This is a genomic window from Nocardiopsis sediminis (genome assembly GCF_042650565.1).
GTDB classification, from domain to species: domain Bacteria; phylum Actinomycetota; class Actinomycetes; order Streptosporangiales; family Streptosporangiaceae; genus Nocardiopsis_B; species Nocardiopsis_B sediminis.
Genome location: NZ_JBHSBH010000028.1, coordinates 1 through 26177, shown reverse-complemented (window position 1 = coordinate 26177; position 26177 = coordinate 1). Strand labels below are relative to the sequence as shown.

Below are 26177 nucleotides of genomic sequence, written 5' to 3'. Positions count from 1 at the left end.
CCGGATGCGGTGTTGGAGACGGCGGGTGTCGAGGCCGGCACCACCGGAAACGAATAACCGGATCTGATGTCCCCTGGGGGCGGCTCTGCGCAAGGGCCGCCCCCTCGCGCGTCCGGGCCGGGGCACGCCCGGTGCCACGGGACACAAGAGAACGCGGCGGCGGCCCGCCGCACCAGGCCGCCGCCGCGGAGCGGACCGGGTCGGGAGGGGGCCGTCCCCCGGTCCGAGATTTATTTTTAGGAAACTTAACTAACAATTCGATCCGCCGTCAATGCGGGGCTATGGGGCTGAGCTGGCCGACGTCGGCCAGCCCATTTCGTTGCGCCCCGGGCGATCGTGATGCTATGGCTCAGGGGGCCGATCGGGGTCGCTACAGTGGCGGGGTGGGTAACCCGTTGAACCTTCCGTTCGACCCGATCGAGCGCGCGCACGAGAACTGGACACGCCGCTGGGGCTCCTCGTCCGCCATGGTCGCGGTCACCTCGATCATGCGGGCGCAGCAGATCCTCATCGGCCGGCTCGACGCCGCGCTCAAGCCCTATTCGCTCACTTTCGCCCGCTATGAGGCTCTGGTGCTGCTCACCTTCTCCTCCACCGGGGCGCTGCCGCTCGGCAAGATCGGCGAGCGGCTGATGGTCCACCCCACGAGCGTCACGAACACCATCGACCGGCTGGAGCGCCAGGGCCTGGTCCGCCGCAAGCCCAACCCCAGCGACGGCCGCGGTACGCTCGCCGAGATCACCGACCCGGGGCGCGAGGTGGTCGAGCACGCCACCCGCGACCTGACGGCCATGGACTTCGGCCTCGACGGCTACACCGACGACGAGCTGTGGGACATCCACCGCCGGCTGACCACGCTGCGTGTCGGATTCGGGGACTTCCCGGCCCCGGTCGCCGCTCCCGATGATGGCGACCAGGGTCCCCGCTGAACCGTCCCCCTAGGACACCCCTAGGAGCCCGCTCCGGCACTCACGGAGGGCGAACGGCACTACCGAAAAGTTATTCGGAAGTCCTACTATTCGACCATGGGCAATCCGCAGGACCCTCACGACATCGAGGCGGGACGCGCGCGCTGGCAGGAGCGCTACGACGCCGCACGCAAACGCGACGCCGACTTCACCACCCTCTCCGGCCGTGACGTCGACCCCGTCTACGGTCCACCCGAAGGCGCGCAGGTCCCGGGGTTCGAGCGGATCGGTTGGCCAGGGGAGTTCCCCTTCACCCGCGGCCTGCACCCCACCGGCTACCGCGGCCGAGCCTGGACCATCCGCCAGTTCGCCGGGTTCGGCAACGCCGTGCAGACCAACGAGCGCTACAAGATGATCCTGGAGTCGGGCGGCGGCGGCCTGTCCGTGGCCTTCGACATGCCCACCCTCATGGGCTACGACTCCGACGACCCCCAGGCCCTGGGCGAGGTCGGCCACTGCGGCGTGGCCATCGACTCCGTCGCCGACATGGAGGTGCTGTTCGACGGCATCCCGCTCGGCGACATCACCACGTCCATGACCATCAGCGGCCCGGCGATCCCGGCGTTCTGCATGTACCTGGCCGCCGCCGAACGGCAGGGGGCCGACATCGGCGCCCTCAACGGCACCCTCCAGACCGACATCTTCAAGGAGTACATCGCCCAGAAGGAGTGGCTCTACCCGCCCGAGCCGCACCTGCGCCTCATCGGCGACCTCATGGAGTACTGCGCCGAGAACGTCCCGGCCTTCAAGCCGCTGTCGGTGTCGGGCTACCACATCCGCGAGGCCGGAGCCACGGCCGCCCAGGAGCTGGCGTTCACGCTGGCCGACGGGTTCGGCTACGTCGAACTGGGGCTGTCCCGGGGCCTGGACGTCAACCGCTTCGCGCCCGGGCTGTCCTTCTTCTTCGACGCCCACATCGACTTCTTCGAGGAGATCGCCAAGTTCCGCGCCGCCCGCCGGATCTGGGCGCGGTGGATGCGCGACGAATACGGCGCCACCAGCGAGAAGGCGCAGTGGCTGCGCTTCCACACCCAGACCGCCGGGGTCTCCCTCACCGCCCAGCAGCCCTACAACAACGTCGTACGCACCGCGGTCGAGGCCCTGTCGGCGATCCTGGGCGGCACCAACTCCCTGCACACCAACGCCCTGGACGAGACCCTGGCGCTGCCCACAGAGCAGTCCGCCGAGATCGCCCTGCGCACCCAGCAAGTCCTGCTGGAGGAGACCGGCGTCGTCAACGTCGCCGACCCGCTGGGCGGCTCCTACTACGTCGAGGCGCTGACCGACCGCATCGAGGCCGACGCCGAGGCCGTCTTCGACAAGATCCGCCGCATGGGCGGCGGTGACACCGCTGAGCACCCGATCGGCCCGATGACCTCGGGGATCCTCGCCGGCATCGAGAGCGGCTGGTTCTCCTCCGAGATCGCCGAGTCGGCGTTCCAGTACCAGCAGGCGCTGGAGAAGGACGAGAAGCGCATCGTCGGGGTCAACACCAACACCTCCACCGTCTCCGGCGAGGTCGAGATCCTGCGCATCAGCCACGAGGTCGAGCAGGAGCAGAAACGGGCGCTCGCCCGGCGGCGGGCCGAACGTGACAAGGCCGCGGTCGACACCGCCCTGGCCCGCCTGCTGGCCGCCGTGCGCGACCCCGGCCGCCCCAACCTCATCCCGGTCATCCTCGACGCCGCCCGCGCCGAGGCCACCATGGGCGAGATCTGCGCCACCATGGGCGAGGAGTTCGGCACGTACACGGAGGACCCGCGCTTCTGAACCACCCCCTGCCGGTATGCGGCAGGATAGAAGCATGCAGCCTTCGGACTTCTCCATGCAGAGCGCGGTCGACCTCGGAGCTCGCAAGGCGGCCTTGGAACGCGAGGCCAAACGGCAGGCCGAGGAGTCGTCCGGTACCGCCAACCCCTATGCCATCGACGTCGACGAGCAGAACTTCCAGCAGGAGGTGCTGGAGCGCTCGCTGAACACCCCCGTCGTCCTCGCCGTGCTCCAGGCGCACTCCGAGCAGTCGTCCCAGGTGGAGCAGGCGCTCGACCGGCTGGCCATCGAGGCCGGCGGCCAGTGGGCGGTCGCCAAGATCGACGTCCAGGCCAGTCCCCAGCTCGCCCAGGCGCTGCGCGCGCCCGGTGTGCCCATGGTCGCCATGGTGATCGGCGGGCAGGTCGTCCCGGGTCCGGCCGGGCCGGCCACCCGCGAGCAGATCCGCGACTGGCTCTCGCAGGTCTTCGACGGCCTGCGCCAGCAGGGCGTGCTGCCCGAGAACTACGCCGGCCTCGGCCCCGAGCAGCCCGAGGCCGGCGCCGGCGAGGAGCAGGCGCCCGCCGACCCGGTCGAGGCAGAGGCGCAGGAGGCCCTCCAGCGCGGCGACTTCGCCGCCGCCGAGGCCGTCTACGCCAAGGCGGTCGAGGCCGACCCCAAGAACGAGGCCGCCAAGCTCAAGCTGGCGCAGGTCCGGCTGGTCGCACGGGTACGCGAGCTCGACGCCGGCGAGGCGCGCCAAGCCGCCGCCGACCGCCCCGAGGACGTCCAGGCCCAGGCCCGCGTCGCCGACATCGACATGTACGGCGGCAAGTTCGAGGACGCCTTCGACCGGATGATCGCCACGGTCAAGCGCACCTCCGGCGACGACCGCGACGCCGCACGCAAGCACCTGCTGCTGCTGTTCGAGGTGCTGCCCTCGGGCGACCCCCGGGTGGCCAAGGCCCGCCGCGGCCTCACCGCCGCCCTGTTCTGACCGCTCGGCCCCCGGTCCCGTCCGCACTTTGCGGGCGAGAAATCCGGCGCCGGATGACGTACGTGCCGCCTCCCGGGGTACCACCCCACCACAGGTAACGGGGGTGGCGAGATGAGACACGTGGTGACTGTGTCCGCGACGTACGGGGCCGGGGGCAGCATCGTCGGGCCGGCCGTCGCCGAGCGCCTGGGCGTGCCCTTCCTCGACCGCGCCATCCCCGGTGCGGTCGCCAAGCGGATCGGCTGCACCCTCGAGGACGCGCTGGAGCACGACGACCGCGCACCCATCGGGTTCGAGCGCCTGCTCGCCAGCGCCGCCCGGATGCCCACGGTTTCTCTGGGCGGCATCGACACCACCTTCATCGGCGCCACCGACTCCGACGGCCGGCTGCTGTACGACCAGGAGTTCGTCGACCGCACCGAGCACGTGATCGGCGAGGTCGCCGCCACCGGCGGGGTGATCCTCGGCCGCGCCGCAGCGGTGGTCCTGGCCTCGGCCCCCAACGCCCTGCACGTCCGGCTCGACGGCGCCCGCGAACGGCGCCTCGCCCAGGCCTGCGGCCTGCGCGAGGCCGGCCGCGGTGAAGCCCTCGCGACCGGAGCCGAGGAGACCGCACCCGCTGTCTGGCACCCGCCGACCATGCGCGAGCTCGACGACAACGACCGCGCCCGGCGCTCCTACGTCCGGCGCTTCTACCGGACCGACCCCGACGCGCCCAAGCTCTACCACCTGGTCCTCGACTCCACCGTGATCCCCCTCGCGACCTGCGTCGACATCATCGAGCGCCTGGCGAGGGAGCGTGCGCAGGCGGCCACGGAGTCCGGGCAGGCCTGATGTGAGGGATTTCATCGGTGCCGCCCGGGCAGCGGGCCGGTCATCGGATCATCCGTACTGAAGAATGGAACGTTGATTCCCGATGTCCCTTTCGTGGTGCTGGGGCGCACAGAGCCCGCCGGTGGTGGCACCATGAAGGAAGTGCCTCGCCACCCCCGACCTGACCGGCGAGGACGCGCACCGGCCCGGCCCCGGCCCGACGCGAGCGCGGCAGACAGATCCGTTCAATCGAGGAGCTTCACGTGGCCACCCTTCCCAGCGTTTCCTACTCCATCACGGTTCGGCTGGAACTCGACGGACACGGCAGCGCGGTCGGCAGCCTGACCAACGCAGTCGAGCAGGTGGGCGGCGTGATCACGGCCCTCGACGTCGCCCAAGCGGGCCACGAGCGCATCCGCATCGACGTCACCTGTGCCGCCCGCGACACCGACCACGCCCAGGCCATCGTCGACGCGCTGGGCGCGATCGAGGGCGTCGTCGTGCACAAGGTCAGCGACCGCACCTTCCTCATGCACCTCGGCGGCAAGATCGAGATGAAGTCGAAGGTGCCGCTGCGCAACCGCGACGAGCTGTCCATGGCCTACACCCCTGGTGTCGCCCGCGTCTCCCAGGCCATCGCCGCCAACCGCGACGACGCCCGCCGGCTGACGATCAAGCGCAACAGCGTCGCCGTGGTCACCGACGGCTCGGCCGTGCTCGGCCTGGGCAACATCGGCCCCGAGGCCGCCATGCCCGTCATGGAGGGCAAAGCCGCCCTGTTCAAACGCTTCGCCGACATCGACGCCTGGCCGATCGCGCTCGACACCCAGGACGTCGACGAGATCGTGCGCACCGTGCAGGTGCTCGCCCCCGGCTTCGGCGGCATCAACCTGGAGGACATCTCCGCGCCCCGCTGCTTCGAGGTCGAGGCCCGGCTGCGCGAGCTGCTGGACATCCCCGTCTTCCACGACGACCAGCACGGCACCGCGATCGTCGTCCTCGCCGCGCTGAAGAACGCGCTGCGTGTGGTCGAGAAGAGCCTCAGCGAGGTCCGCATCGCCATGTCGGGGGCGGGCGCGGCCGGGACCGCCATCCTCAAGCTCCTGACGCACGCGGGGGCCAAGCACATCGTGGTCTGCGACGTCCACGGCGCCGTGCACGACGGGCGCGACAACCTCGACCCCAACCTGCGCTGGATCGCCGAGAACACCAACCCCGAGGGCTACACCGGCGACCTCAAGGGCGCCGTCGCGGGGGCCGACGTGTTCATCGGCGTCTCGGCCCCCAACGTGCTGGGGGGCGAGGACATCGCCGAGATGAACGAGGACTCCATCATCTTCGCGCTGGCCAACCCCGACCCCGAGGTCGACCCGGACGTCGCCCACCTGCACGCGGCCGTCGTGGCCACCGGCCGCAGCGACTACCCCAACCAGATCAACAACGTCCTGGTGTTCCCCGGGGTCTTCCGCGGCCTGCTCGACGCGCAGAGCCGTCACGTCGACTCCGACATGATGGTGGCCGCCGCCGAGGCCCTGGCCGACGTCGTCACCGACGACGAGCTCGGCCCGAACTACATCATCCCCAGCGTCTTCCACACCGACCTGTCGCAGCACGTGGCCTCCGCGGTGCGCAAGGCGGCGCTGCGCGAGCAGGGGGAGTAACGGCCGGGCCGTATCCGGCGGCCATGCTGTGCTTTCTGGTCAGCCCCCGCCGGAATACCGGCCGTAATGGCGCGGTTGCCCATTGGGGGTGGCGGATCGGCGGCCGTGCAGGTACACGTGGGGCATGGACGGTTCGATTCTCACCGGCAGCCTGCTGGTGGCGACCCCGATGCTGGACGACCCCAACTTCCGGCGCTCGGTGGTCTTCGTGATCGACGACGACTCCGCCGAGGGCACCCTCGGCGTGATCGTCAACCGCCCCTCCGACCTGCCGGTCGGCGACGTCCTGTCGGCGTGGAGCGGGTTCGTCAGCGACCCTGCGGTGATGTTCGCCGGCGGCCCGGTGGGCGCGGGCTCGGGGCTGGCCCTGGGCATGCCCGGCGGCGACGACACCCCTCTGGGGTGGCGCCCCCTCGCCAACGTCGAGAAGGACTCCCAGATCGCCCGGCTCGGTGTGATCGACCTGGACGCCCCGCCCGAGATCCTGGGCGGCGCCCTGGGCGGGTTCCGGGTGTTCGCGGGCTACACCGGGTGGAGCGAGGGGCAGCTCGGCGAGGAGATCGACGAAGGCGCCTGGTACGTGCTGCCCGCGAGCGTCGAGGACGTGTTCTCCCGGGCCCCGTCGTCGCTGTGGTCGCGGGTCCTGCGCCGTCAGGGCGGGGATCTCGCCCTGGTGTCGACCTTCCCCGATGATCCGACCATGAACTGAATTGCGTCTCGCGCCGGTCCTGCGGATACCGTGGAGTGAGACGCAGGAGATGTGAGGGCAGGATGTCGATGGACGTTGTTGTCAACAGGGTGGTGCCCGAGAGCGACACCCGGCCGGATATTTCGCAGAACCCGGACATCTCGCACGGCGACGGCGACCGCGAGCGGTTCGCGCACTACGTGCAGAAGGACAAGATCACCGAGAGCGCCATCACCGGCGACCCCGTGATCGCGCTCTGCGGCAAGGTCTGGGTGCCCAACCGCGATCCGGAGAAATTCCCGATCTGTCCGGAATGCAAGAAGATTTACGAGGAGCTGACCCGCTAGATCCCGGCTCCCCGCACCGACCGGGGAGGCGGTCCGGCGTGACCGGGGCCGGAGCGCGCACACGCCGTTCCGGCCCTCGGCATGTGGCCATGCCGTGCGTCCACAATCCCGGTGATGCGGCTGTGGTCCGGGCCCCCGGCGCGGTACGCTCCACAGGGACAGATCGCGTCATTGTGCCCACGGCGCAGCGCCGGCGGCGGCCCGGTGACCGATCGCCCCCTCCGAGAGCACGAGATCATTCGCCGACGTCCATCGTCCTGGCGCCTTCGCGCCCGGGAGTCCGCGCACCATGCCCCGCTCCATGGCGGCCGCGGCCCCGCGCGGGCTCGCAACCCACGGGTAGGTCACATGGTTTCCACAAGTGAACGGCAGTCGCACCGGGGAGGTCGCCGACGGGGCGGCAGCCGGGGCCGGCGCAGAAAGCCCGCCGCCCGGCGGCGCACGGGCGGCGACGTCGCGCGCGGCATCGTCCGCGGCTTCGGGGAGCTGCTGTTCACAGCGGGCCTGATCATGCTCTTCTTCGCCGCCTACGAGATCTACGGCAAGCAGTTCGAGACCGGCCGCGAGCAGGACCAGCTCGCCGCGGGGCTCGAAGAGACCTGGGAGGCGCCCCAGGGCCCCGATTCCGAGCCCCTGCCGGGGTCGGCCAACAGCCGAATGTACATCCCCTCGCTCGACCTCCAGTGGGTGGTCGTCAACGGCGTCTCCCAGGAGGACATCCGCTTCAGCCCCGGCCACTACGGCGACGACGCCGTCAGCGGCGGCGACGCCACCCAGCCCGGCCAGCCCGGCAACTACGCGGTCGCCGGGCACCGCACACCGGGCATCTTCTGGGACCTCGACCTGCTGGAGGACGGCTCCGAGATCGTCCTGGAGGACCAGGACAACTTCTACACCTACGAGGTCATCGAGGAGGTCACCGTCACCCCCGACCAGGTGCAGGTGGTCGACCCCGACCCCTTCGACCCCGAGAACAACGACTCCCCGCAGCGCAGCCTGCTCACGCTCACCACGTGCGCGCCCAAGCTGAACAACACCCACCGGCTGATCATCCACGCCGAACTCACCGACACCAGGCCCAAGGAGGACGGCATGCCGGACAACATCGCCGACATGGCCCCCGAGAGCGCCGCGGAACAGGGGGCGTGATCCGCTCATGTACGGCCTGATCTGGCGCATCCTGCCCGGCCCCTGGCCCGTGAAGCTCGTCCTGGCACTGGGGCTCATCGCGGGCGCCGCGGCGCTGCTGTGGTACATCGTCTTCCCCTGGGCCGACCCCTACATGCCCTTCAACGACGGCGCCGTGGACGTCGGCGGCGGGTGACCCGGACCCCGCCGGGGCCGGGGCCCGGGCGGCGGAACGTGACGAACGCGCCGCCCGCTCTTTGCCGCCCCGGTCCGCGCGGACGGCTAATCTCGACCGGGTGAGCACCTCGGGAATGGCAGCATGACGCTTCTTGACACCACCACCGCCGAACGGCTGAGCGGGCTGCGCGCCTGGCAGCGCGAGGCGTTCGACGAGTACTTCCGGCGCCAGCCGCGCGACTTCCTCGCCGTGGCCACGCCGGGGGCCGGAAAGACCACCTTCGCGCTGACCCTCGCCAGTGAGCTGCTGGCGCGCCACACCGTCCGCTCGATCACCGTGGTCTGCCCCACCGAGCACCTCAAGAAGCAGTGGGCCGAGGCCGCAGCCCGGTTCGGCATCGCCGTCGACCCCGACTTCAAGAACGGGCAGGGGCCCCTGGGGCGGCAGTACGTCGGCGCCGCCGTCACCTACGCGCAGGTGGCAGCGCACCCCATGCTGCACCGCAACCGCACCGAGTCGCGCCGCACCCTGGTCATCTTCGACGAGGTGCACCACGCCGGCGACGCCCTGTCCTGGGGCGACGCCGTCCGCGAGGCGTTCGACCCCGCGGCGCGCCGGCTGTCCCTGACCGGTACCCCGTTCCGTTCCGACGTCAACCCCATCCCCTTCGTCGACTACGTCCAGGACCACGACGGCGTGCGCCGCTGCGCCTGGGACTACAGCTACGGCTACGCCCCCGCGCTGGCCGACGGCGTGGTCCGCCCGGTCATCTTCATGGCCTACTCCGGCGAGATGCGCTGGCGCACCAAGGCGGGCGACGAGCTCGCCGCGCGCCTGGGCGAGCCCCTGACCCCCGATGCGCTGTCGCAGGCGTGGCGGGCGGCGCTCGACCCCAAGGGCGACTGGATCAAGAAGGTGCTGGCCGCGGCCGACCGCCGCCTCACCGAGGTCCGCAACAGCACCCCCGACGCCGGGGGGCTGGTCATCGCCACCGACCACGAGAACGCCCGCGCATACGCGCGCATCCTGCGCCAGATCACCGGGCGCGGCGCGACCGTCGTCCTCTCCGACGACCCCACCGCCAGCAAGAAGATCTCCCAGTTCAGCGAGTCCGAGGACCGCTGGATGATCGCCGTGCGCATGGTCTCCGAGGGGGTCGACGTCCCGCGGCTGATGGTCGGGGTCTATGCCACCTCCACCAGCACCGCGCTGTTCTTCGCCCAGGCGGTGGGGCGCTTCGTGCGGGTGCGCCGCCGCGGCGAGGTCGCCTCGGTGTTCCTGCCGTCGGTGCCCACCTTGCTGGAGTACGCGGGGGAGATGGAGCGCGAGCGCGACCACGCGCTCGACCGGCCCGCCCGCGACGGCGAGGACCCCGAGCAGGACCTCATCGACGAGGCCCGCAAGAAGCGCGACACCCCTGACGCGGGCGAGGAGCTGCCCTTCGAGACCATGGAGTCGGCGGCCGAATTCGACCGGGCGCTCTACGACGGCTCGGAGTTCGGCGGCGGAGCCCCGGGGTCGCCGGAGGAGGAGGACTTCTTGGGCCTGCCCGGGCTGCTGGAGCCGCACCAGGTGTCCCAGCTGCTGAGCAAGCGCAAGGCCGAGCAGCGGGCGGGCCGGCTCAAGGCGCCCAAGGCCGAGGACGGGCCGCCCACGCACGAGGTCCTGGCCGAGCTGCGCAAGGAGTTGCAGGGCCTGGTCGGCGCGTGGCACCACCGCACCGGCCGGCCCCACGGGGTCATCCACACCGAGCTGCGCCGCGCGTGCGGCGGCCCGCCGATCGCCCAGGCGTCGCCCGATGAGATCCGGCAGCGCATCGCCAAGCTGCGCGCCTGGGCCACCGGGGGCGCGTAGGCGGCGCGGGGCCGGTCCACCGCAACAGCGGGCAAACAATCCACAAGGTTCGACGTCGGGGGCGATTCACCGCAATCGGGTGACTACACTCCGTGATCATGAATCAAGGTGGAAATGCGCTCCGGTCGGTAAATGCGGGTGGAAAAGCGGGCACATGGGGTGGGCTGCTGTTCAGCGGCCTCGCGCTGGCCGGCCTGGTGGCCGTCACCGCGGCCGAATCCCCAGCGAGAGAGGGGGCCCCGACCACGGGGCCGCCGCCCGGCGCCGGAGGGGGGAACGCCGCCGCGGCCGGTGTGCGCGACCCCGCCGGCGACCCGGAGTGCGAGGACGGGACGCCGGGCGCGGGCCGGGCCCGCATGGCCGTGCCGGGCCCCGACGACCCCGCCGCGCTCAGCCCCCGGCAGGCCGCCGACCTCGACCGGCAGTTGCGCCAGGCCCCCGTCCGCCAGCAGGCCCCCAGCCCGTCCGCGCCCACGACGGTCCCGGTCGTGGTGCACGTGATCTCGGGGACCGACGGCAAGGGCGACGTCGACGACGCCACCGTCGACGAGCAGATCGCCGTCATGAACAAGGGGTTCGGCGGCGGCTTCGGCGGCGCCGACACCGGCATCCGGTTCGAGCTGGCCGACATCACCCGCAACGCCGACGACACCTGGTTCGGCCGCTTCGCCGCGAACGAGCGCGCGATAAAGGACGAGCTGCACCAGGGCGACGCCGGGACCCTCAACCTCTACACCGTCGACCTGGGCGACGCCATCCTCGGCCAGTCGACCTTCCCGCAGGAGTACACCGCCGACCCGGCCGCCGACGGCGTCGTGGTCGACCACCGCACCGTTCCCGGCGGCGGCCGCAAGGGGTTCGACCTCGGCTACACCGCCGTGCACGAGGTCGGCCACTGGATGGGGCTCTACCACACCTTCCAGAACGGCTGCGAGGACCCGGGCGACTACGTCGACGACACCCCCTACGAGCGCGAGCAGTCGAGCGGCTGCCCCGAGGGCCGCGACACCTGCCCCGACCGCGAGGGCACCGACCCCATCCACAACTTCATGAACTACAGCGACGACCCCTGCCTCAACCACTTCACCAAGGGCCAGGGCGAGCGCATGTCCGACGCGTGGGCCGCCTTCCGCGCGTGACCGCCGCCGCGCCGGTCACGGGGACGGCCCCCGGGTCCCGGGGGCCTCCTCGTGGGGCGAGGGGCGGGCGTGGCGCCGATAAAATCGACGTCATGGCAGCGACCAAGACCTACCTCACGGGCGTTCAGACGTCGGGGATGCCCCACATCGGCAACTACATCGGGGCGATCAAACCGGCGCTGGCCGCGGCGAGCGAGAACGACACCATGTACTTCCTCGCCGACTTCCACTCGCTCAACTCCGTCAAGGACCCAGGCAGGCTCCGGGGTGATATCCGGTCGGTCGCCGCCACCTGGCTCGCCTGCGGTCTCGACCCCGACCGCACCATCATCTACCGGCAGTCGAGCATCCCCGAGGTGTTCGAACTCACCGCGATCCTCGCCAGCGTCACCGCCAAGGGCCTGATGAACCGGGCCCACGCCTACAAGGCCGCGCGCGACCGCAACGAGGCCGCCGGCGGCACCGACCTCGACGCCGGGGTCAACATGGGCCTGTTCAACTACCCCATCCTCATGGCCGCCGACATCCTGGTCATGGAGGCCGACGTCGTCCCGGTGGGCCGCGACCAGGTGCAGCACATCGAGTACACCGGCGACATCGCCCGCGCGTTCAACCACCTCTACGGCGGCTCCTACGCCTTCCCGATCCCGCAGGGCTCCTACCCCGAGGGCGAGGCCAGCATCCTGCCGGGCATCGACGGCCGCAAGATGAGCAAGTCCTACGACAACCACATCCCGATCTTCCTGCCCGAGAACAAGCTCAAGAAGCTGGTCCGCCGCATCCCCACCGACTCCACCCCGGTCGAGGCGCCCAAGGACCCCGACTCCTCCGTCCCGTTCCAGCTCCTGGCCCAGTTCGCCCCGGCCGAGCGCACCGCGCAGGTCCGCAAGCGCCTGGAGGAGGGCGGCATGGGCTGGGGCGAGCTGAAGAACGACCTCTTCGAGGTCCTCAACGACACCTTCGCCCCCATGCGCGAGCGCTACGAGGAACTCGTCGCCCCGGGCAGCGACCTCGACTCCATCCTCGCCGCCGGAGCAGAGCGCGCCCGCGAGCGCAGCCGCGCCACCCTGGCCAAGGTCCGCACGGCCGTCGGTATCGACTGAGGGCCGCCCCGGCGCGGGCGGCTCACTTGACGACGCGCAGCCGGAGGTTGGTCGAGTCGGGCGCCTCGCTCTGGCTGAGGCGCTCGAGGCGGATCGTGGCACCGCCGGGGTGGTCGAACAGGCGGACGCCGTCGCCGAGCAGGACCGGCACGATGAACACGAAGACCTCGTCGAGCAGGCCGGCCTCCAGGCACTGCCGGGCGATGTCGGCGCCGAGGACGCCGACGTCCTTGTCGCCCGCGGCGGCCTTGGCGGCGGCGATACCGCTGTCGAGGCCGCCGACGAAGGTCACCCCCGGCACCGGCGACGCCATGCGGCGGTGGGTGACCACGAACTGCGGCCCGCTCCACCCGCCGCCGTAGGCCTCGCCCTCGTGCTCGGTGCCCTTGAGCGGGTCGTCGCCGCCGAACGTGCGGTTGCCGACGAGCAGGGCCCCGGTCCGCTCCTTGAGGTCGTCGACCGCCGGATTGGGCCCGCTGTACACGGAGAGCCAGGACATGTCACCGCCCGGCCCGGCGATGAACCCGTCCAGCGACATGGTGCACTGGTACTGCAACTTGGCCATGGCCCGTCTCCGATCGCGTCGAGTCCCGTCGGCGCCCGGGGCCGCGTGTCAGCGGCGGCCCGGGGACGCCCTTTGTGCATAGCATTCGGTTCGGACATCCGGGCGCCGCGCCGCCCCGGCCCCGCCGCCGACCGACCCCTGCGTGGAGACCTCATGACACCGCTGTCCACCCCGCCGCGCGGTCCCCGGGCGCACCTGCGCCTGCGGGCGGTCGCCGCCGCGCTCCGCCGCTTGGCCCCCAACGCCTTCTTCATCGAGAACGAGGTGGCCGCGCTCGGCACGCTGGTGCGGCCGGGCGCCGTCTGCATCGACATCGGGGCCGAGTACGGCCTCTACACCTTTGCCATGGCCGACCTCGCCGGGCCGGGCGGCACGGTCTACGCGGTCGAGCCGCTGCCCGGGCCGGCGCGGTTCCTGGAGGCCGCGATCCGCGCCCTTGACGCCCCGAGCGTCCACCTCGTCCGGCGCGCCCTCGCCGGGCGGCCGGGCGAGGGGACGCTGAGCCTGCCCGTCCGGCGCGGCCTGCCCGTGCACGGCCGCGCCTACCTGACCACCGGCGCCGACGGCCCCGGCCCCAACGCCGAGTTCCACGGCGAGCGGCTGGTGGCGACCGAGGTCGGAACGCTGGACGAGCTCGTCGCCGAGCGCGGGATCGAACGGGTCGACGTCATCAAGGCCGACGTCGAAGGCGCCGAGCTCGCGGTGCTCGACGGCGGCCGGGCCACCCTCACCGCGCACCGCCCCGCGCTGCTCCTGGAGATCGAGGACCGGCATCTGGCCAAGTACGGGACCGGCGCCGCCGCCGTCGTCACCCGGCTGCGCGGGCTCGGCTACCGCATGAGCGCCTGGATCGCCGGCCGCTGGCAGCAGGTCGGCGAGGTCCGCGAAGGCCACCGCAACTACCTGTTCACGGCCGACGGCGCGGGACGGCCGTGACGCGGTGATGCCGCGACGCGTCGGCGGTCTTGCCGCCTGGCCATGGGACTAGCCGACCACCGGCGTCCCCTCCAGCGTCACCCCCGCGTCGGCCATCCGCTCCAGGGCCGCATCGGTGGTGGGGCGGGCCACGCCCGCGGTGAGGTCGAGCAGGACGCGGGTGCCGAACCCGGCCGCGGCGGCGTCCAGGGCGGTCGCCCGGACGCAGTGGTCGGTGGTCAGGCCCACGAGGTCGACGTCGGTGACGCCGCGCTCGCGCAGCCACTCCTCCAGGCCCGGCCCCTTGTCGGCCTCCTCGTCGCCCCCGGCGCTGCCCTCGAACCCGCTGTAGGCGGCGACGTACTGGCCCTTGCTGAACACCTCTTCGACCCCGCCGGTGTCGAACGCCGGGTGGAACTCGGCGCCCGGTGTCCCCACAACGCAGTGCCGCGGCCAGCTGTCGACGAAGTCCGGGTCCTCGGAGAAGTGCGCCCCGGGGTCGATGTGGCGGTCACGGGTGGCCACGATGTGGGCGTAGTCGCCCCGGTGGTCGGCGATGAACCGCGTGACCTTGGCGGCCACGTTCGCCCCTCCCGCGACCGCGAGGCTCCCGCCCTCGCAGAAGTCGTTCTGTACATCGATGACGAGTAGTGCCTTCATCGGTCGTTCCCCCTCGGTGTGCGGTTCGGTGTCACATGGCGCTGCGCTGCTCGAAGTGCGTCGGGATCGCGGGCTCGCCCCGGGACATCTGCTGGGCGGTGTCCGGCAGTTCCGTGACGGCGGCGGTGTGGCGCTCGCGCGCGGTGTCCAGCGGCTCGCGGCCGATGACCTCGCCGCCCGAGACCAGGTGCCGCAGCAGCGGACGCAGGTCGCGGGTCTCCTGGGGGGCGTAGTCGTAGACGACCTCGCCGCCGGCGACCCCTTGGCCGTCGAGCCGGCGGTAGCCCCACTTGCGCCCGCCCTTGCTGGGCTTGCCCACCGACCGCTTGGCCACCGGCTCCAGCGGGGCGTCGGCGCCGGTCTCGCGTGCGCGCGCCACCAGCTTGTAGACGAGCGACGCCGTGGGCGCCCCCGACCCGGTGACCAGGGCGGTGCCCACGCCGTAGCCGTCGACCGGCGCCACCGCCAGCGCCTGGATCGCGTGCTCGTCGAGGTCGCCCGTCACCACGATGCGGGTCTCGGTGGCGCCGTGCTCGTCGAGGATCTTGCGCACGCGCGACGCCGTGATGGCGAGGTCGCCGGAGTCCAGCCGCACCCCGCCCAGCCGGGGGCCGGCCAGCTCCAGGGAGGTCAGCACCGCGCGCTCGACGTCGAAGGTGTCGACCAGCAGGGTCGTGCCCACGCCCAGCGCGTCGAGCTGTGTCTGGAAGGCGTGTCGCTCGCTGTCGTGCAGCAGCACGAACGCGTGCGCCGCTGTGCCGGCGGTGGGCACCCCGTAGCGGCGCCCCGCTTCGAGGTTGGAGGAGGTGGCGAACCCGGCGATGTAGGCGGCGCGGGCCGCGGCGACCGCCGCCGCCTCGTGGGCGCGGCGCGAGCCCATCTCGATCAGCGGCCGCCCCCCGGCGGCCGTGACCATGCGCGAGGCGGCCGAGGCGATCGCGGAGTCGTGGTTGTAGATCGACAGCGCGATCGTCTCCAGGAGGACGGCTTCGGCGAACGTGCTCTCCACGACGAGGATGGGCGACCCGGGGAAGTAGCATTCGCCTTCGCCGTAGCCCCACACGTCGCCGGTGAAGCGGTACCCGGCGAGCCATTCGAGGGTGGGCTCGTCGACGACGCGGGCATCGGAGAGGAAATCGAGAACGGGGGTGGGGAACCGGAAGCGCTCCAGGGCGTCGAGGAACCGGCCCGGCCCGCCCACCACGCCGTAGCGGCGGGCGTCGGGGAGGCGGCGGGCGAACATCTCGAACACGGTCTTGCGGTGGGCGGTGCCACTGCGCAGCGCCCCTTGCAGCATCGTCAGTTCGTACCGGTCGGTGAGCAGTGCGCTGCTCCAGTCGTCGGTCATAACTGCCAAGACTAGTTAGTGTCCCGCAGGAACAAAGTGACCGGGCCGGTCGTGCCCAGGTCAGCGGCGGTACCCCGGAAACGGTGGAAGAATGGTCACCGGAAGCGGCCCGCGGCGGGGACACAGCGCCGCCGCCGTACGTTGAGCGAGGTAGCAGAGCGCAGTGCCGGTGTGCGGCGCCGCCAACGGCCTGACGACGGGACACGGGTAGGTGAGTCATCCATGACGACGGCGCCGGTCGAGCTGGAGCGGCCGGACATCGAGGAGGATGTGCGGCCGGATCTCCCCTGGGTGACCATCGTCTGGAACGATCCGGTCAACCTGATGTCGTACGTCACCTACGTCTTCCAGTCGGTCTTCGGCTACTCGCGGCGCAAGGCCAACGCCTTGATGCTCGACGTGCACCACAAGGGGCGCGCGGTGGTCTCCTCCGGCAGCCGTGAGGAGATGGAGCGCGATGTGACGGTCCTGCACGAGTACGGCCTGTGGGCCACGCTCCAGCAGGACACCTGATCGCGCGGCCGACCGTTCCACGTTCCGACAGCAGGGTGGATTGTCCAACATGACCAATGGTTTCCGGTCCGTCCGCGGCGGGGTCGCCATCGACCTCGACGCCGACGAGTCGGCGGTGCTGCGCTCGATGGCCGCCCTCCTGCTGGACGTGGTCGACGCGCCCGATGAACCCGAGGGCCCCGACGACCTCGCCGCGCTCATCGGGATCGGGCAGGAGCGCGAGAAGCCCGCCGACCCCGTTCTGGCGCGGCTCTTCCCCGACGCCTACGGCGACGACGCCGAGGCGGCCGGCGACTTCCGCCGCTACACCGAGGACGGCCTGCGCCGGCACAAGCGCGCGAACGCGCAGGCGGTGCTCGCCGCCGTGCCCGCCTCCGGCGGCCGGGTCACCCTCGGCAACGGCGACGCCCACACCTGGCTCAAAGCGCTCAACGACGTCCGGCTCGCCCTGGGGACCCGGCTCGACATGGACGAGCGCAGCCTGGAGTCCTTCCAGCGCGGCGAGGCCCGGGTCGCGCCGGAGGACGCCGCCGCGCTGCACATCTACGACTGGCTGAGCGCTGTGCAGGAGACGCTCGTGCAGTCGCTGTTCGGCTCGCTGCCCCCGGGCACCGAGGACTGAGAGCGAAGACATACCCAGTCGGTGGGTAGGAATATTTTCTCCGCTACGCTGAGGACCATGCTGAGGATCGACCGCGCGATCTACGACCTGATCGTCGCCCACGCGCGCCGCGACCACCCCGACGAAGCGTGCGGGATCGTCGCCGGCCCCGAGGGCTCCGACCGCCCGGAGCGGTTCGTCGAGATGGCCAACGCCGAGCGCTCTCCGACCTTCTACCGGTTCGACTCCATCGAACAGCTCAAGGTCTGGCGCGACATGGACGACCGCGACGAAGAGCCCGTGGTGATCTACCACTCCCACACGGCCACCGAGGCCTACCCCTCGCGCACCGACATCTCCTACGCCTCCGAGCCCAACGCCCACTACGTGCTGGTCTCCACCCGCGAGCCCGACACCGTGGAGTTCCGGTCCTACCGCATCATCGACGGCGAGGTCACCGAAGAGCCGGTCGAGGTCGCCGCCGCCGGGGCATGACCCTGCCCCCGGCGCCGCCCGCGGAATCACTCGCGGGCGCCGCCTGTTGGAAGCTTGGAAGCGCCCGGCGACCACCGGGCAACGCAGAGCCGCCACCCAGAACCACGGAGAAGAACCCATGGCCATCGAGGTCCGCATCCCCACCATCCTGCGCAACCTGACCGGCGACAAGAAGGCCGTCGACGGCGAGGGCGCGACGCTCGGCGAGCTGATCACCGACCTCGACAAGAACTACCCCGGGCTGGGCGCCCGCCTCAGCGACGACGGCAAGCTGCGCCGCTTCGTCAACGTCTACCTCAACGACGAGGACGTCCGGTTCACCGGCGGCCTCGACACCGAGCTCAAGGACGGCGACACCGTCACCATCCTGCCCGCCGTCGCCGGCGGCATGCGCTAGCCGCCATGCGCTTCGACTCGCTCCTGGACTCCCTCGGCGGCACCCCGCTGGTGGGCCTGCCGCGGCTGTCCCCGTCGCCCGAGGTGCGGCTGTGGGCCAAGCTGGAGGACCGCAACCCCACCGGCTCCATCAAGGACCGCGCCGCCTTCTACATGATCGAGCAGGCCGAGAAGGAGGGCCGGCTCGCCCCCGGCGCCACCATCCTCGAACCCACCTCGGGCAACACCGGGATCTCCCTGGCGATGGTCGCCAAGCTGCGCGGCTACGCCATGGTGTGCGTGATGCCCGAGAACACCTCGGCCGAGCGCAAGCAGCTCCTGGAGATGTGGGGCGCGCGGATCCACTTCTCGCCGGCCGAGGGCGGGTCCAACGAGGCCGTGCGCGTGGCCAAGGAGATGGCCGCCGAGCACCCCGACTGGGTGATGCTCTACCAGTACGGCAACCCCGCCAACGCCCGCGCCCACTACGAGACCACCGGGCCCGAGCTGCTGGCTGACCTGCCCGGCATCACCCACTTCGTGGCGGGGCTGGGCACCACCGGGACTCTCATGGGGGTGGGGCGCTACCTGCGCGAGCAGCGCCCCGACGTGCGGATCGTCGCCGCGGAGCCCCGCTACGGCGAGCTCGTCTACGGCCTGCGCAACCTCGACGAGGGGTTCGTCCCCGAGCTGTACGACGAATCCGTCCTCACCACGCGCTTCTCCGTGCCCGCCGACGCAGCGCTCAAGCGCACCCGCGAACTCCTCACCCAGGAGGGCATCTTTGCGGGGCTCTCGACGGGCGGCGCCCTCCACGCGGCGCTGGGCATGGCGCGCAAGGCGGTCGCGGCCGGCGAGCGCGCCGACATCGCCTTCGTCGTCGCCGACGGCGGGTGGAAGTACCTGTCGACCGGCGCCTACGAGGGCACCCTCGACGAAGCCGAGGCCCGGCTCGACGGCCAGCTCTGGGCCTGAGCCCGGCACCGGGGACGAGGGGGCGCCGCGGCGCCCCCTCTCCTCGTCTCCTCATTCAGCGAGGTGGGCTTCAGGCGGCCGCGACCGGCATCCGCATGGTGGTGCTGGCGCCGTCCAGCGCCTCCCGGATGATGTCGGCGTGCCCGGCGTGCTGTGCCGTCTCGCGGATCAGGTGCAGGAGCATGCGCCGCGCCGTCCACGACGCGTTCGGCGGGAACCACGGCGCCTCGGGCAGGCGCGACCGCCCGTTGAGGTCGGGCAGCCCCATGACGATCTCCTCGGTGGCGCGCGCGGTCGCCGCGTAGTCCTCCAGCAGCCCCGCCAGCGTCTCGCCTTCCAGCATCCGGAACCCGTCCCGCCAGGCCGCCTGCACCTCGGGGGAGGAGAGGTCGGGGAGGGGCCGGGGCCGCCCGAGCAGGGTGTCCATCCAGCCGCGCTCGACGGCGGACAGGTGCTTGACGATCCCGCCCAGGCACAGCTCGCTCACCGTGGTGCGGCGACCCGCCTCCTCGTCGGTGACCCCGTCCACCGCCAGCCGCAGTGTGTCGCGCTGCTCGGCGAGGATCGCCAGGACCTCGGCCCGCTCGTCGGCCGTGCCGTTCTTCTCCGCAGCCGCCATGTCGACACCCCTACTCTCGTTCGCTTTCGTCCCCCGGGCCCGTCCTCGGCCCGGCGCGCCCGACTCTAGGGACGAACTAGGACCGCTCCGTTCCTCATTGCACCGTGCTCGCGGGTCCGCATGATCGTGGACGGAGGGCCGGGTAGGGGCGGTGGAACCGGATTCGGTTCAATGGGGTACATGACGCGATTCGACTCCGCGACCGAGGTCGCGCCGGCGGGCGCGGGCCGCTACACCGCCCGCCTCGACGCCGGTTACCTCATCGGGGCCGCGATGAACGGCGGCTACCTCATGGCGGTCATGCAGCGGGCGGCCCTGGCCGAATCCCCGCACCCGCACGCCGTCTCCTCCTCGTTCCACTTCCTGCGCCCCGCCGGCGACGGCCCCGCGGAGGTCGAGACGACCGTCCTGAAGTCCGGGCGCACGGTCACCACCGTCCAGACCGTGATCCGGCAGAACGACACACCGCTGGTCACCGGGGTGATCGCCACCGGAGCACTGGACCCGGCGGCCGTCCCCGCCTTCGCGGCGCCCGCGCCCGCCATGCCCTCCATCGGGGAATGCCGGCGCTTCGACCCGCGGGCCGAGTCCTCCAGCGGCGCCCCGCAGGGCTTCACCGAGCGGATCGACACCTCCTTCACGCCCGAGAGCTGGGCCCGGCTGCGGGGGGAGTCGGCCGACCGCATCCCCGAACTCCTCGGCTACGTCGACCTGAGCGAGGCCGACGGCGGCCCCGCGGACGATCCCGCCCTGTTCCTGCCGCTCGCCGTCGACGCCCTGCCCCCGGTGGTCACCGTTCTGGACTCCTGGCGGTGGGCGCCCACGGTCGAGCTGACCTGGCACATGCGCGCCGTCCCCGAACCCGGCCCGCTCGCCTTCCGCTCCCGCGCGGACGCGGTCAGCGACGGCTGGTTCGACGAGAACGTCGACCTGTGGGACGTCAAGGGCCGGCTGGTCGCCCAGAGCCGCCAGATGGCGCGCTCGGGACGGCCGCGCGGGCGGTAGCGGCGGAACGGATCACCAGGGATCACCAGGGACCGGAAAAAGTTGCCTCGTGAGAGCAATTCACATGTGATTCACAACGCGTGAGACGCGGGCCACATTAGGTACCGCAAGGGTGGACATTGGGGTAGACCCGTAACACGGAGAACACGGAGACGCCCACCCCGCGACACACCCGCTTCACCGCGTGAGTCTCCGCGGAGGCACCCTGATCGAAAAGGCATAAGCGACGTGCGACTCACCATCATCGGCTCGTCGGGGAGCTTCCCCGGACCGGCCAGCCCCGCATCCTGTTACCTCGTGGAGGCTGAGGGCTTCCGCGTGCTGCTCGACCTGGGCAACGGTGCGCTCGGTGCGCTCCAGAGATACGCCGACATCTATGACATCGACGCCGTCTACCTCAGCCACCTGCACGCGGACCACTGCTTCGACCTCTGCTCGTACTGGGTCGCCCGGACCTTCCCGCACGGTGGTCCGAAACCCCCCATCCCCGTCTACGGCCCGCCCGGTGTCGCCGAGCGCATGGCCGAGGCCTACGGCCTCGACCCCGAACCCGGGATGACCGAGACCTTCGACTTCCACGAACTCGCGCCCGGCGCCCTGCCCATCGGTCCGATGACCGCCCACCTCGACCGGGTCAACCACCCCGTGGACGCGTTCGGGATCCGGCTGGAGTACGGGGGCGCCAGCCTCACCTACAGCGGGGACACCGGCGCCTGCGACGAGCTCGTCGACCTTGCCCGCGACACCGACCTCTTCCTGTGCGAGGCGTCCTTCCACGACCACCGCGACCACCCCAAGGACATGCACCTGACGGGCAGCGAAGCCGGTGAGCACGCACAGCGGGCCGGGGCCCGGCGCCTGGTGCTGACCCACCTTGTCCCGTGGAACGACGACGACCGCACCCTCACCGAGGCGCGCGGCGCCTTCGCCGGCCCCATCGACCTCGCCCGGCCCGGCGCCGTCTACGACATCGGCACCCCGGTCCTCGGCGCGGTCTGAGCCGGCGGGCGCGGGCTACGGGGCGTCGTCGCCGCCGGAATCCTCGGCGTCCCGGCCCTCGCCGCCATCCCCGCCGTCGTCGCCCTCTCCGTCTCCGGCACCGTCACCGGCGCTGGCTTCAGGCAGGACCGTGCCCGCCGTCGCCGTGGCGACCTCCAGCAGGTCGGCGCCTTGCACGTCGCCGGAGTTGGACGAGATCGAGACCAGCATGCCGGGCAGGTGCAGATCGGCCCCCGAGAACATCTCACCGGTGTGCCACTCGGCGATCCCGCCCAGCGCCGCGATGTCCTCGGTGCTGAAGAACGCCGCGCTGTCCAGCGCCACGTCGGGCATGTGGCCGGGGTACTCCACCACCCCGCCGCCCGGGGTGTAGGTGACCATGACGACCTCGCTGCCGTCGCTGGTGCTGAACCCCGCCCACGAGCACTCGAGCCGGTGATCGCTGCGCACCTCGGTGAACTCCGGGTCGGCCATCCGCCCGGTGACGACGGTGATGTCCTCCAGGATCCCGGTGGCTTCACAGGACTCCGGAATCGGCGGCGCCTCCACGGGTTCCGGCTCCGCCGACGGCTCCGCGGATCCGGGGTCCGCCGAGGGGGCGGTGCGGCTCAGCGGCTCCCCGCCGAACTCCGTCCACAGCGGCTCCGGCGACTCCGACGCCGGCGGTGCCGCGGACGCCTGCCCACCCGGTTCGGCGCCACAGCCGGCGAGCGACACCGTCATCACGGCCGCGAAACCACCGATCGCCCACCGGGCGACCGGTGCGTTCCTCGGTTCAAAAGCCATCGCGTGGGGACCTCTGCCATCCGGGGTTCAGGGCGGGGCCGCCTCCCGCACGGGGGCCGGAGGGAGCGGCACCCTCATGGTGCCACCTTTCCGGACGAAAACCACTGCGGCGTCCGGCGACCGTAAGCCAAGGGATACCTGGATCGCCCGCGCCGCGTGCCCGATAGGCTCCTGGCATGGCTCGACCCGACGGACGCGCTCCGAACCAACTCCGGCCCGTGACCATCACCCGCAACTGGCTGCGCCACGCCGAAGGCTCCGCCCTCGTCGAATTCGGCGACACCCGTGTGCTCTGCGCCGCGTCCGTCGAGGACGGCGTCCCGCGGTGGCGCCGCGGAACCGGCGAGGGGTGGGTCACCGCGGAATACGCGATGCTGCCGCGCGCCACCGACACCCGCGGCGCACGCGAATCGGTCAAGGGCAAGATCGGCGGCCGCACCCACGAGATCTCCCGGCTGATCGGCCGGTCCCTTCGGGCCGTGGTCGACTTCAAGGCCATGGGCGAACACACCATCACCCTCGACTGCGACGTCCTCCAGGCCGACGGCGGAACCCGCACCGCCGCGATCACCGGCGCCTACGTCGCCCTCGCCGACGCCGTGAAGTACCTCCGCAAGCGGCGCAACCTGAAGAACAACCCGCTGAGCGGGTCGGTCTCGGCGGTCAGCGTCGGCATCATCCAGGAGCAGCCGCGGCTGGACCTCAACTACCTGGAGGACTCCGTCGCCCAGACCGACATGAACGTCGTCGTCACCGGCGACGGCCGGTTCATCGAGGTCCAGGGCACCGCTGAGGGCGCCCCCTTCGAGCGCGCCGACCTCGACAAGCTCCTCGACCTCGCCCTGGGCGGCTGCACGGAACTGGCGGAGCTCCAGAAGAAGGCGCTCGCGGGATGAGCGGCCGCGCGACCGTGGTCCTGGCCACCCGCAACCTCAAGAAGGTCCCCGAGGTGCAGGCGATCCTCGCCGACGCCGGCGTCGCCGCCGACGTCACGGGCCTCGGCGACCACCCCGGCGCCCCCGACGTCGCCGAGACCGAGCCGACCTTCTCCGGCAACGCCCTGCTCAAGGCGCGCGCCATCGCCGCCCACACCGGGCTTCCGGCCATCGCCGACGACTCCGGTCTGCGCGTCGACGCCCTGAACGGGATGCCCGGCGTGCTGTCGGCCCGCTGGTCGGGACGGTTCGGGGCGGCGACGGGTGACAAGGACGCCGCCAACCTCGACCTCGTCCTGGACCAGCTCGCCGACACCCCCGAGGACCGGCGGGGGGCGGAGTTCGTGTGCGCCGCCGCCGTCGCGTTCCCCGACGGCCGCGAAGAGGTGACCGAAGGCGTCCTGCGCGGGCACATCGTCGCCGAGCCGCGCGGGGAGAACGGGTTCGGGTACGACCCCGTCTTCGTGCCCGAAGGCGAGACCCGTACCACCGCCGAGTTGAGCGCCGCGGAGAAGAACGCCATCAGCCACCGCGGCATCGCCTTCCGCGACCTCGCGAAGCGGCTCGGCGTGCTGCTCTGACCGTCGGCCGCAGCAGGCCGATGCTCACCCGGGGAGTCCCGGAACACCGTGTGGCCGCGGTCCCCCGGGCGAATTCCAGGGGACGGCGGCCACATCTGCGTGCGTGCGGGGTGCCCGCAGGCGATCGGTCAGATACTGCTGATCTGGTTGATGACCTCGTTGACGCACAGGACGATGAACAGCAGGCCGGCGATGGTGAGGCCGACGTTGCTCACCCACCCGTTGCGCCACGGCTGCGGCACGCGCTTGGAGTTGAGCAGCCACAGCAGGGTCAGCGCGAGGAACGGCATGAAGAACGCGCCGAGCATGCCGTAGACCAGCACCAGCTGGAACGGGCGGTCGAACAGCAGCAGGAGCATCGGCGGGAAGGTCAGCCACAGCAGGTAGCCGCGGAAGGCCCAGCTCTGCTCCCGCTCCTCCACCGGACGGTTGATCTTGCCGCGCATGTGCCCGACGAAGTCGGCGAACATCAGGCTGACGCCGTGCCACACGCCGAGGATGGAGGAGTAGGCGGCGGCGAAGAAGCCCACCAGGAAGATGACCGAGACCACCCGGCCGAAGCGGTCCTCCAGCACGTCGCCGAGGGCCAGCAGGCCCTGGTCGTCCTGCGTGAGGGTGATCTGCGTCGCGTGCAGCAGCTCGGCGCCGAGGATGAGCGTCGCGATGACGAACAGGCCGGTGGTGATGTAGGCGACCCGGTTGTCCCAGCGCATCATCCGGATCCAGGTGGCGTCGCGCCACCCCTTGGCGTTCACCCAGTAGCCGTAGGCGGCCATGGTGATGGTGCCGCCGACACCGCCGATGAGCGCGAGCGTCGTCATCAGCGAGTCCTGCGCGTTGGGCACGATCGGGCGGAGCCCGAGAAGCGCCTCACCCACATTGGGCACCACGTAGATCGCCAGGCCGACGACCGTGAGGAACATGACCCCCACGAAGACGGTCATGACCTTCTCGAACACCGCGTACTGGTTGAACCAGACGAAGATCAGGCCGGATACACCGCAGATCATCGCCCATGCCCAGAGGGGCAGCGCGGGGAACAGGGCGGCCAGCGGCAGTGCGGACGCCGACATCGCGGCGGCGCCGTAGACGAACCCCCAGATGACGATGTAAGGGGCGAAGTAGACGTGCGTCCACCGGCCGAGGCTGGACCACCCGTCGAAGATGGTGCGGCCGGTGGCGAGGTGCCAGCGGCCGGTGGCCTCGGCGAGGGAGATCTTGATGACCGCGCCGACGATCGTGGCCCACAGCAACGTGTAGCCGAAGAGGTTCCCTGCGACAAGGGTGGCGACGAGGTCGCCGGACCCGATGCCCGTCGCGGCGACGACCAGGCCGGGGCCTATGAGCTTCCAATTGGGTTTGCGCTGTGGAGACGCCGCTTGCGAGGCGTCCGATGCGTCGGATACGGCCACGGGGGATCCTTCCTCGGACTCCGAAGGGTCAAAGGGCAAATCTGCAAAACCGCGGCGCCTCCGGGCAATGGTCAGCGGTCATTCGGTGCACGATCGATATGAGTGAGGCCACAGTGGCCCCTGGTGTAGACGGAATGCAATGTCGTGCAATGTGCTGCTGTGCAAGGGATGGAGAGGGATTCCGGGGGATCGGACGCGATTCCGGCGTCCGATCCGCGTGCGCGCGGGAGCACGTTCGGTCGCCGCGACCGTCGATCCGTGGAGGGCCGGCGGGGAGATCGGCTGGGAGGACTCGCCACGCGGGCGTGTCCCGTGCGCGGGGCCCGACGGAGTCGGGTAGTCTGCACCGAGCCGGAACCGGAGACGCCCGAGAGGGCGATGGACGTGACGGCGGCCCCCGGAAAAACGGTTCGAAGCATCGACGGCGAACCGCTACGCTTGGAGGGCACGGGAACCGAGCCCCGAACATCCGTGGAACATCTGTTCGGATGGGCGGTCGGTCCCCCCTCGTGAGGATGACACGGACGCCGGTCAGGCGGACGTGATCCGAACACTCTGACGTTGGATCCGAACCTGAGCATGCCGCGTGTTGATCGTGTATGCACGTGCGTGCGAATGGGGAGGTCGGCTTTGTTTTAGAAGCCGGATTCGCGGAGACGCCGGTTTGGCGCAATGCGGAACGGCTGATAAAGTGAGGGCACAACAGCAAGACGGGAGCTCCGCCTCTGCGGAAAAGCCTCGGGAAACGCTCTTTGTGGGTGGTTCGGG

General features: G+C 71.3%; 28 protein-coding genes. 22 read left to right on the top strand and 6 right to left on the bottom strand.

The genetic code is table 11. From position 1 onward, the window contains the following. Nucleotides 1-383 precede the first annotated feature (383 nt). From ACFOVU_RS29340 to ACFOVU_RS29285, 12 genes are all read left to right on the top strand, one after another. Nucleotides 384-929 (top strand): MarR family winged helix-turn-helix transcriptional regulator, encoded by a 546-nt coding sequence (locus tag ACFOVU_RS29340; protein ID WP_378538755.1) that lies wholly within the window; start codon nucleotides 384-386, stop codon nucleotides 927-929. A gap of 96 nt (nucleotides 930-1025) precedes the next feature. Continuing rightward, nucleotides 1026-2738 carry an acyl-CoA mutase large subunit family protein gene (locus tag ACFOVU_RS29335; RefSeq protein WP_378538754.1) on the top strand — a complete coding sequence of 571 codons (1713 nt, stop codon included), beginning with the start codon at nucleotides 1026-1028 and terminating at the stop codon, nucleotides 2736-2738. A gap of 34 nt (nucleotides 2739-2772) precedes the next feature. Next, nucleotides 2773-3714, top strand: coding sequence for a co-chaperone YbbN (locus ACFOVU_RS29330; RefSeq protein ID WP_378538752.1), 942 nt, complete (start codon nucleotides 2773-2775; stop codon nucleotides 3712-3714). A 111-nt stretch (nucleotides 3715-3825) separates the two neighbouring features. Further along, on the top strand, nucleotides 3826-4548 hold the full coding sequence (locus ACFOVU_RS29325) for a cytidylate kinase-like family protein (protein ID WP_378538751.1): 723 nt from the start codon (nucleotides 3826-3828) through the stop codon (nucleotides 4546-4548). Nucleotides 4549-4790: 242 nt separating this feature from the next. Then, complete coding sequence (locus ACFOVU_RS29320) at nucleotides 4791-6188, top strand: NAD-dependent malic enzyme (RefSeq protein WP_378538749.1); 1398 nt, start codon at nucleotides 4791-4793, stop codon at nucleotides 6186-6188. Between the two features lie 124 nt (nucleotides 6189-6312). Beyond that, nucleotides 6313-6897, top strand: coding sequence for a YqgE/AlgH family protein (locus ACFOVU_RS29315; RefSeq protein ID WP_378538748.1), 585 nt, complete (start codon nucleotides 6313-6315; stop codon nucleotides 6895-6897). Nucleotides 6898-6959: 62 nt separating this feature from the next. Next, nucleotides 6960-7223 (top strand): DUF3039 domain-containing protein, encoded by a 264-nt coding sequence (locus tag ACFOVU_RS29310; RefSeq protein ID WP_378538746.1) that lies wholly within the window; start codon nucleotides 6960-6962, stop codon nucleotides 7221-7223. A 348-nt stretch (nucleotides 7224-7571) separates the two neighbouring features. Next, nucleotides 7572-8372 (top strand): class E sortase, encoded by an 801-nt coding sequence (locus ACFOVU_RS29305; protein ID WP_378538745.1) that lies wholly within the window; start codon nucleotides 7572-7574, stop codon nucleotides 8370-8372. A gap of 7 nt (nucleotides 8373-8379) precedes the next feature. Then, complete coding sequence (locus ACFOVU_RS29300) at nucleotides 8380-8547, top strand: hypothetical protein (RefSeq protein WP_378538744.1); 168 nt, start codon at nucleotides 8380-8382, stop codon at nucleotides 8545-8547. A 123-nt stretch (nucleotides 8548-8670) separates the two neighbouring features. Further along, nucleotides 8671-10383 carry a DEAD/DEAH box helicase gene (locus ACFOVU_RS29295; RefSeq protein WP_378538743.1) on the top strand — a complete coding sequence of 571 codons (1713 nt, stop codon included), beginning with the start codon at nucleotides 8671-8673 and terminating at the stop codon, nucleotides 10381-10383. Between the two features lie 98 nt (nucleotides 10384-10481). Beyond that, nucleotides 10482-11522, top strand: coding sequence for a zinc metalloprotease (locus tag ACFOVU_RS29290; protein ID WP_378538742.1), 1041 nt, complete (start codon nucleotides 10482-10484; stop codon nucleotides 11520-11522). 92 nt (nucleotides 11523-11614) lie between these two features. Beyond that, a complete protein-coding gene (locus ACFOVU_RS29285; RefSeq protein ID WP_378538741.1) occupies nucleotides 11615-12625 on the top strand; it encodes a tryptophan--tRNA ligase in 1011 nt (336 codons plus the stop codon). A 22-nt stretch (nucleotides 12626-12647) separates the two neighbouring features. On the opposite strand, the gene ACFOVU_RS29280 is transcribed toward ACFOVU_RS29285, so the two are convergent. Further along, nucleotides 12648-13190, bottom strand: coding sequence for a dihydrofolate reductase family protein (locus ACFOVU_RS29280; protein ID WP_378538739.1), 543 nt, complete (start codon nucleotides 13188-13190; stop codon nucleotides 12648-12650). Between the two features lie 153 nt (nucleotides 13191-13343). Here ACFOVU_RS29280 and ACFOVU_RS29275 point away from each other — a divergent pair, with 153 nt between their 5' ends. Next, nucleotides 13344-14126 carry an FkbM family methyltransferase gene (locus ACFOVU_RS29275; protein WP_378538738.1) on the top strand — a complete coding sequence of 261 codons (783 nt, stop codon included), beginning with the start codon at nucleotides 13344-13346 and terminating at the stop codon, nucleotides 14124-14126. Between the two features lie 48 nt (nucleotides 14127-14174). On the opposite strand, the gene ACFOVU_RS29270 is transcribed toward ACFOVU_RS29275, so the two are convergent. Continuing rightward, nucleotides 14175-14765, bottom strand: coding sequence for an isochorismatase family protein (locus tag ACFOVU_RS29270; protein WP_378538737.1), 591 nt, complete (start codon nucleotides 14763-14765; stop codon nucleotides 14175-14177). A gap of 31 nt (nucleotides 14766-14796) precedes the next feature. Next, nucleotides 14797-16113, bottom strand: a complete 1317-nt coding sequence (locus tag ACFOVU_RS29265) for a nicotinate phosphoribosyltransferase (protein WP_378538735.1) — start codon at nucleotides 16111-16113, stop codon at nucleotides 14797-14799. 222 nt (nucleotides 16114-16335) lie between these two features. On the opposite strand from ACFOVU_RS29265, the gene clpS reads away from it, so the two are divergent. From clpS to ACFOVU_RS29240, 5 genes are all read left to right on the top strand, one after another. Next, entirely contained in the window at nucleotides 16336-16626 is a 291-nt protein-coding gene (gene clpS, locus ACFOVU_RS29260) for an ATP-dependent Clp protease adapter ClpS (protein WP_378538733.1), read from the top strand. Between the two features lie 49 nt (nucleotides 16627-16675). Then, the gene (locus ACFOVU_RS29255; RefSeq protein WP_378538732.1) at nucleotides 16676-17248 is read left to right on the top strand and encodes a DUF2017 domain-containing protein; all 573 of its coding nucleotides are present in this window, start codon (nucleotides 16676-16678) and stop codon (nucleotides 17246-17248) included. Nucleotides 17249-17305: 57 nt separating this feature from the next. Then, a complete protein-coding gene (locus tag ACFOVU_RS29250; RefSeq protein ID WP_378538730.1) occupies nucleotides 17306-17722 on the top strand; it encodes a Mov34/MPN/PAD-1 family protein in 417 nt (138 codons plus the stop codon). A 118-nt stretch (nucleotides 17723-17840) separates the two neighbouring features. Continuing rightward, the gene (locus ACFOVU_RS29245) at nucleotides 17841-18119 is read left to right on the top strand and encodes a MoaD/ThiS family protein (RefSeq protein WP_378538729.1); all 279 of its coding nucleotides are present in this window, start codon (nucleotides 17841-17843) and stop codon (nucleotides 18117-18119) included. Between the two features lie 5 nt (nucleotides 18120-18124). Further along, nucleotides 18125-19072: a PLP-dependent cysteine synthase family protein gene (locus ACFOVU_RS29240; protein WP_378538727.1), complete on the top strand. Its 948-nt coding sequence runs from the start codon at nucleotides 18125-18127 to the stop codon at nucleotides 19070-19072. Between the two features lie 70 nt (nucleotides 19073-19142). Here the strand turns inward: ACFOVU_RS29240 and ACFOVU_RS29235 are convergent, their stop codons facing one another. After that, entirely contained in the window at nucleotides 19143-19691 is a 549-nt protein-coding gene (locus ACFOVU_RS29235; protein WP_378538726.1) for a DinB family protein, read from the bottom strand. Nucleotides 19692-19871: 180 nt separating this feature from the next. Between ACFOVU_RS29235 and ACFOVU_RS29230 the strand changes: the two genes are divergently transcribed. Together ACFOVU_RS29230 and ACFOVU_RS29225 are read left to right on the top strand one after the other, a co-directional pair. Next, nucleotides 19872-20696: a thioesterase family protein gene (locus ACFOVU_RS29230; protein ID WP_378538724.1), complete on the top strand. Its 825-nt coding sequence runs from the start codon at nucleotides 19872-19874 to the stop codon at nucleotides 20694-20696. A gap of 228 nt (nucleotides 20697-20924) precedes the next feature. Next, nucleotides 20925-21695 (top strand): MBL fold metallo-hydrolase, encoded by a 771-nt coding sequence (locus ACFOVU_RS29225; RefSeq protein WP_378538723.1) that lies wholly within the window; start codon nucleotides 20925-20927, stop codon nucleotides 21693-21695. Nucleotides 21696-21710: 15 nt separating this feature from the next. Here ACFOVU_RS29225 and ACFOVU_RS29220 read toward each other — a convergent pair whose 3' ends face one another. Continuing rightward, entirely contained in the window at nucleotides 21711-22418 is a 708-nt protein-coding gene (locus tag ACFOVU_RS29220) for a hypothetical protein (protein ID WP_378538721.1), read from the bottom strand. A gap of 239 nt (nucleotides 22419-22657) precedes the next feature. Between ACFOVU_RS29220 and rph the strand changes: the two genes are divergently transcribed. Together rph and rdgB are read left to right on the top strand one after the other, a co-directional pair. Then, a complete protein-coding gene (rph, locus tag ACFOVU_RS29215; RefSeq protein WP_378538720.1) occupies nucleotides 22658-23377 on the top strand; it encodes a ribonuclease PH in 720 nt (239 codons plus the stop codon). Next, on the top strand, nucleotides 23374-23997 hold the full coding sequence (gene rdgB, locus ACFOVU_RS29210) for an RdgB/HAM1 family non-canonical purine NTP pyrophosphatase (RefSeq protein ID WP_378538718.1): 624 nt from the start codon (nucleotides 23374-23376) through the stop codon (nucleotides 23995-23997). Before rph ends, rdgB begins: the two co-directional genes overlap by 4 nt. Nucleotides 23998-24125: 128 nt before the next feature. Here rdgB and ACFOVU_RS29205 read toward each other — a convergent pair whose 3' ends face one another. Further along, nucleotides 24126-25409, bottom strand: a complete 1284-nt coding sequence (locus tag ACFOVU_RS29205) for an Nramp family divalent metal transporter (protein ID WP_378538716.1) — start codon at nucleotides 25407-25409, stop codon at nucleotides 24126-24128. Nucleotides 25410-26177 lie beyond the last annotated feature (768 nt).

Bases quoted from the DNA above. Each gene is read 5' to 3' on its own strand.
- ACFOVU_RS29335 (WP_378538754.1), top strand. From the start codon at position 1,026: ATGGGCAATCCGCAGGACCCTCACGACATCGAGGCGGGACGCGCGCGC.
- ACFOVU_RS29330 (WP_378538752.1), top strand. From the start codon at position 2,773: ATGCAGCCTTCGGACTTCTCCATGCAGAGCGCGGTCGACCTCGGAGCT.
- ACFOVU_RS29325 (WP_378538751.1), top strand. From the start codon at position 3,826: ATGAGACACGTGGTGACTGTGTCCGCGACGTACGGGGCCGGGGGCAGC.
- ACFOVU_RS29315 (WP_378538748.1), top strand. From the start codon at position 6,313: ATGGACGGTTCGATTCTCACCGGCAGCCTGCTGGTGGCGACCCCGATG.
- ACFOVU_RS29310 (WP_378538746.1), top strand. From the start codon at position 6,960: ATGTCGATGGACGTTGTTGTCAACAGGGTGGTGCCCGAGAGCGACACC.
- ACFOVU_RS29305 (WP_378538745.1), top strand. From the start codon at position 7,572: ATGGTTTCCACAAGTGAACGGCAGTCGCACCGGGGAGGTCGCCGACGG.
- ACFOVU_RS29300 (WP_378538744.1), top strand. From the start codon at position 8,380: ATGTACGGCCTGATCTGGCGCATCCTGCCCGGCCCCTGGCCCGTGAAG.
- ACFOVU_RS29295 (WP_378538743.1), top strand. From the start codon at position 8,671: ATGACGCTTCTTGACACCACCACCGCCGAACGGCTGAGCGGGCTGCGC.
- ACFOVU_RS29290 (WP_378538742.1), top strand. From the start codon at position 10,482: ATGAATCAAGGTGGAAATGCGCTCCGGTCGGTAAATGCGGGTGGAAAA.
- ACFOVU_RS29285 (WP_378538741.1), top strand. From the start codon at position 11,615: ATGGCAGCGACCAAGACCTACCTCACGGGCGTTCAGACGTCGGGGATG.
- ACFOVU_RS29280 (WP_378538739.1), bottom strand. From the start codon at position 13,190: ATGGCCAAGTTGCAGTACCAGTGCACCATGTCGCTGGACGGGTTCATC.
- ACFOVU_RS29275 (WP_378538738.1), top strand. From the start codon at position 13,344: ATGACACCGCTGTCCACCCCGCCGCGCGGTCCCCGGGCGCACCTGCGC.
- ACFOVU_RS29270 (WP_378538737.1), bottom strand. From the start codon at position 14,765: ATGAAGGCACTACTCGTCATCGATGTACAGAACGACTTCTGCGAGGGC.
- ACFOVU_RS29265 (WP_378538735.1), bottom strand. From the start codon at position 16,113: ATGACCGACGACTGGAGCAGCGCACTGCTCACCGACCGGTACGAACTG.
- clpS (WP_378538733.1), top strand. From the start codon at position 16,336: ATGACGACGGCGCCGGTCGAGCTGGAGCGGCCGGACATCGAGGAGGAT.
- ACFOVU_RS29255 (WP_378538732.1), top strand. From the start codon at position 16,676: ATGACCAATGGTTTCCGGTCCGTCCGCGGCGGGGTCGCCATCGACCTC.
- ACFOVU_RS29250 (WP_378538730.1), top strand. From the start codon at position 17,306: ATGCTGAGGATCGACCGCGCGATCTACGACCTGATCGTCGCCCACGCG.
- ACFOVU_RS29245 (WP_378538729.1), top strand. From the start codon at position 17,841: ATGGCCATCGAGGTCCGCATCCCCACCATCCTGCGCAACCTGACCGGC.
- ACFOVU_RS29240 (WP_378538727.1), top strand. From the start codon at position 18,125: ATGCGCTTCGACTCGCTCCTGGACTCCCTCGGCGGCACCCCGCTGGTG.
- ACFOVU_RS29235 (WP_378538726.1), bottom strand. From the start codon at position 19,691: ATGGCGGCTGCGGAGAAGAACGGCACGGCCGACGAGCGGGCCGAGGTC.
- ACFOVU_RS29230 (WP_378538724.1), top strand. From the start codon at position 19,872: ATGACGCGATTCGACTCCGCGACCGAGGTCGCGCCGGCGGGCGCGGGC.
- ACFOVU_RS29220 (WP_378538721.1), bottom strand. From the start codon at position 22,418: ATGACGGTGTCGCTCGCCGGCTGTGGCGCCGAACCGGGTGGGCAGGCG.
- rph (WP_378538720.1), top strand. From the start codon at position 22,658: ATGGCTCGACCCGACGGACGCGCTCCGAACCAACTCCGGCCCGTGACC.
- rdgB (WP_378538718.1), top strand. From the start codon at position 23,374: ATGAGCGGCCGCGCGACCGTGGTCCTGGCCACCCGCAACCTCAAGAAG.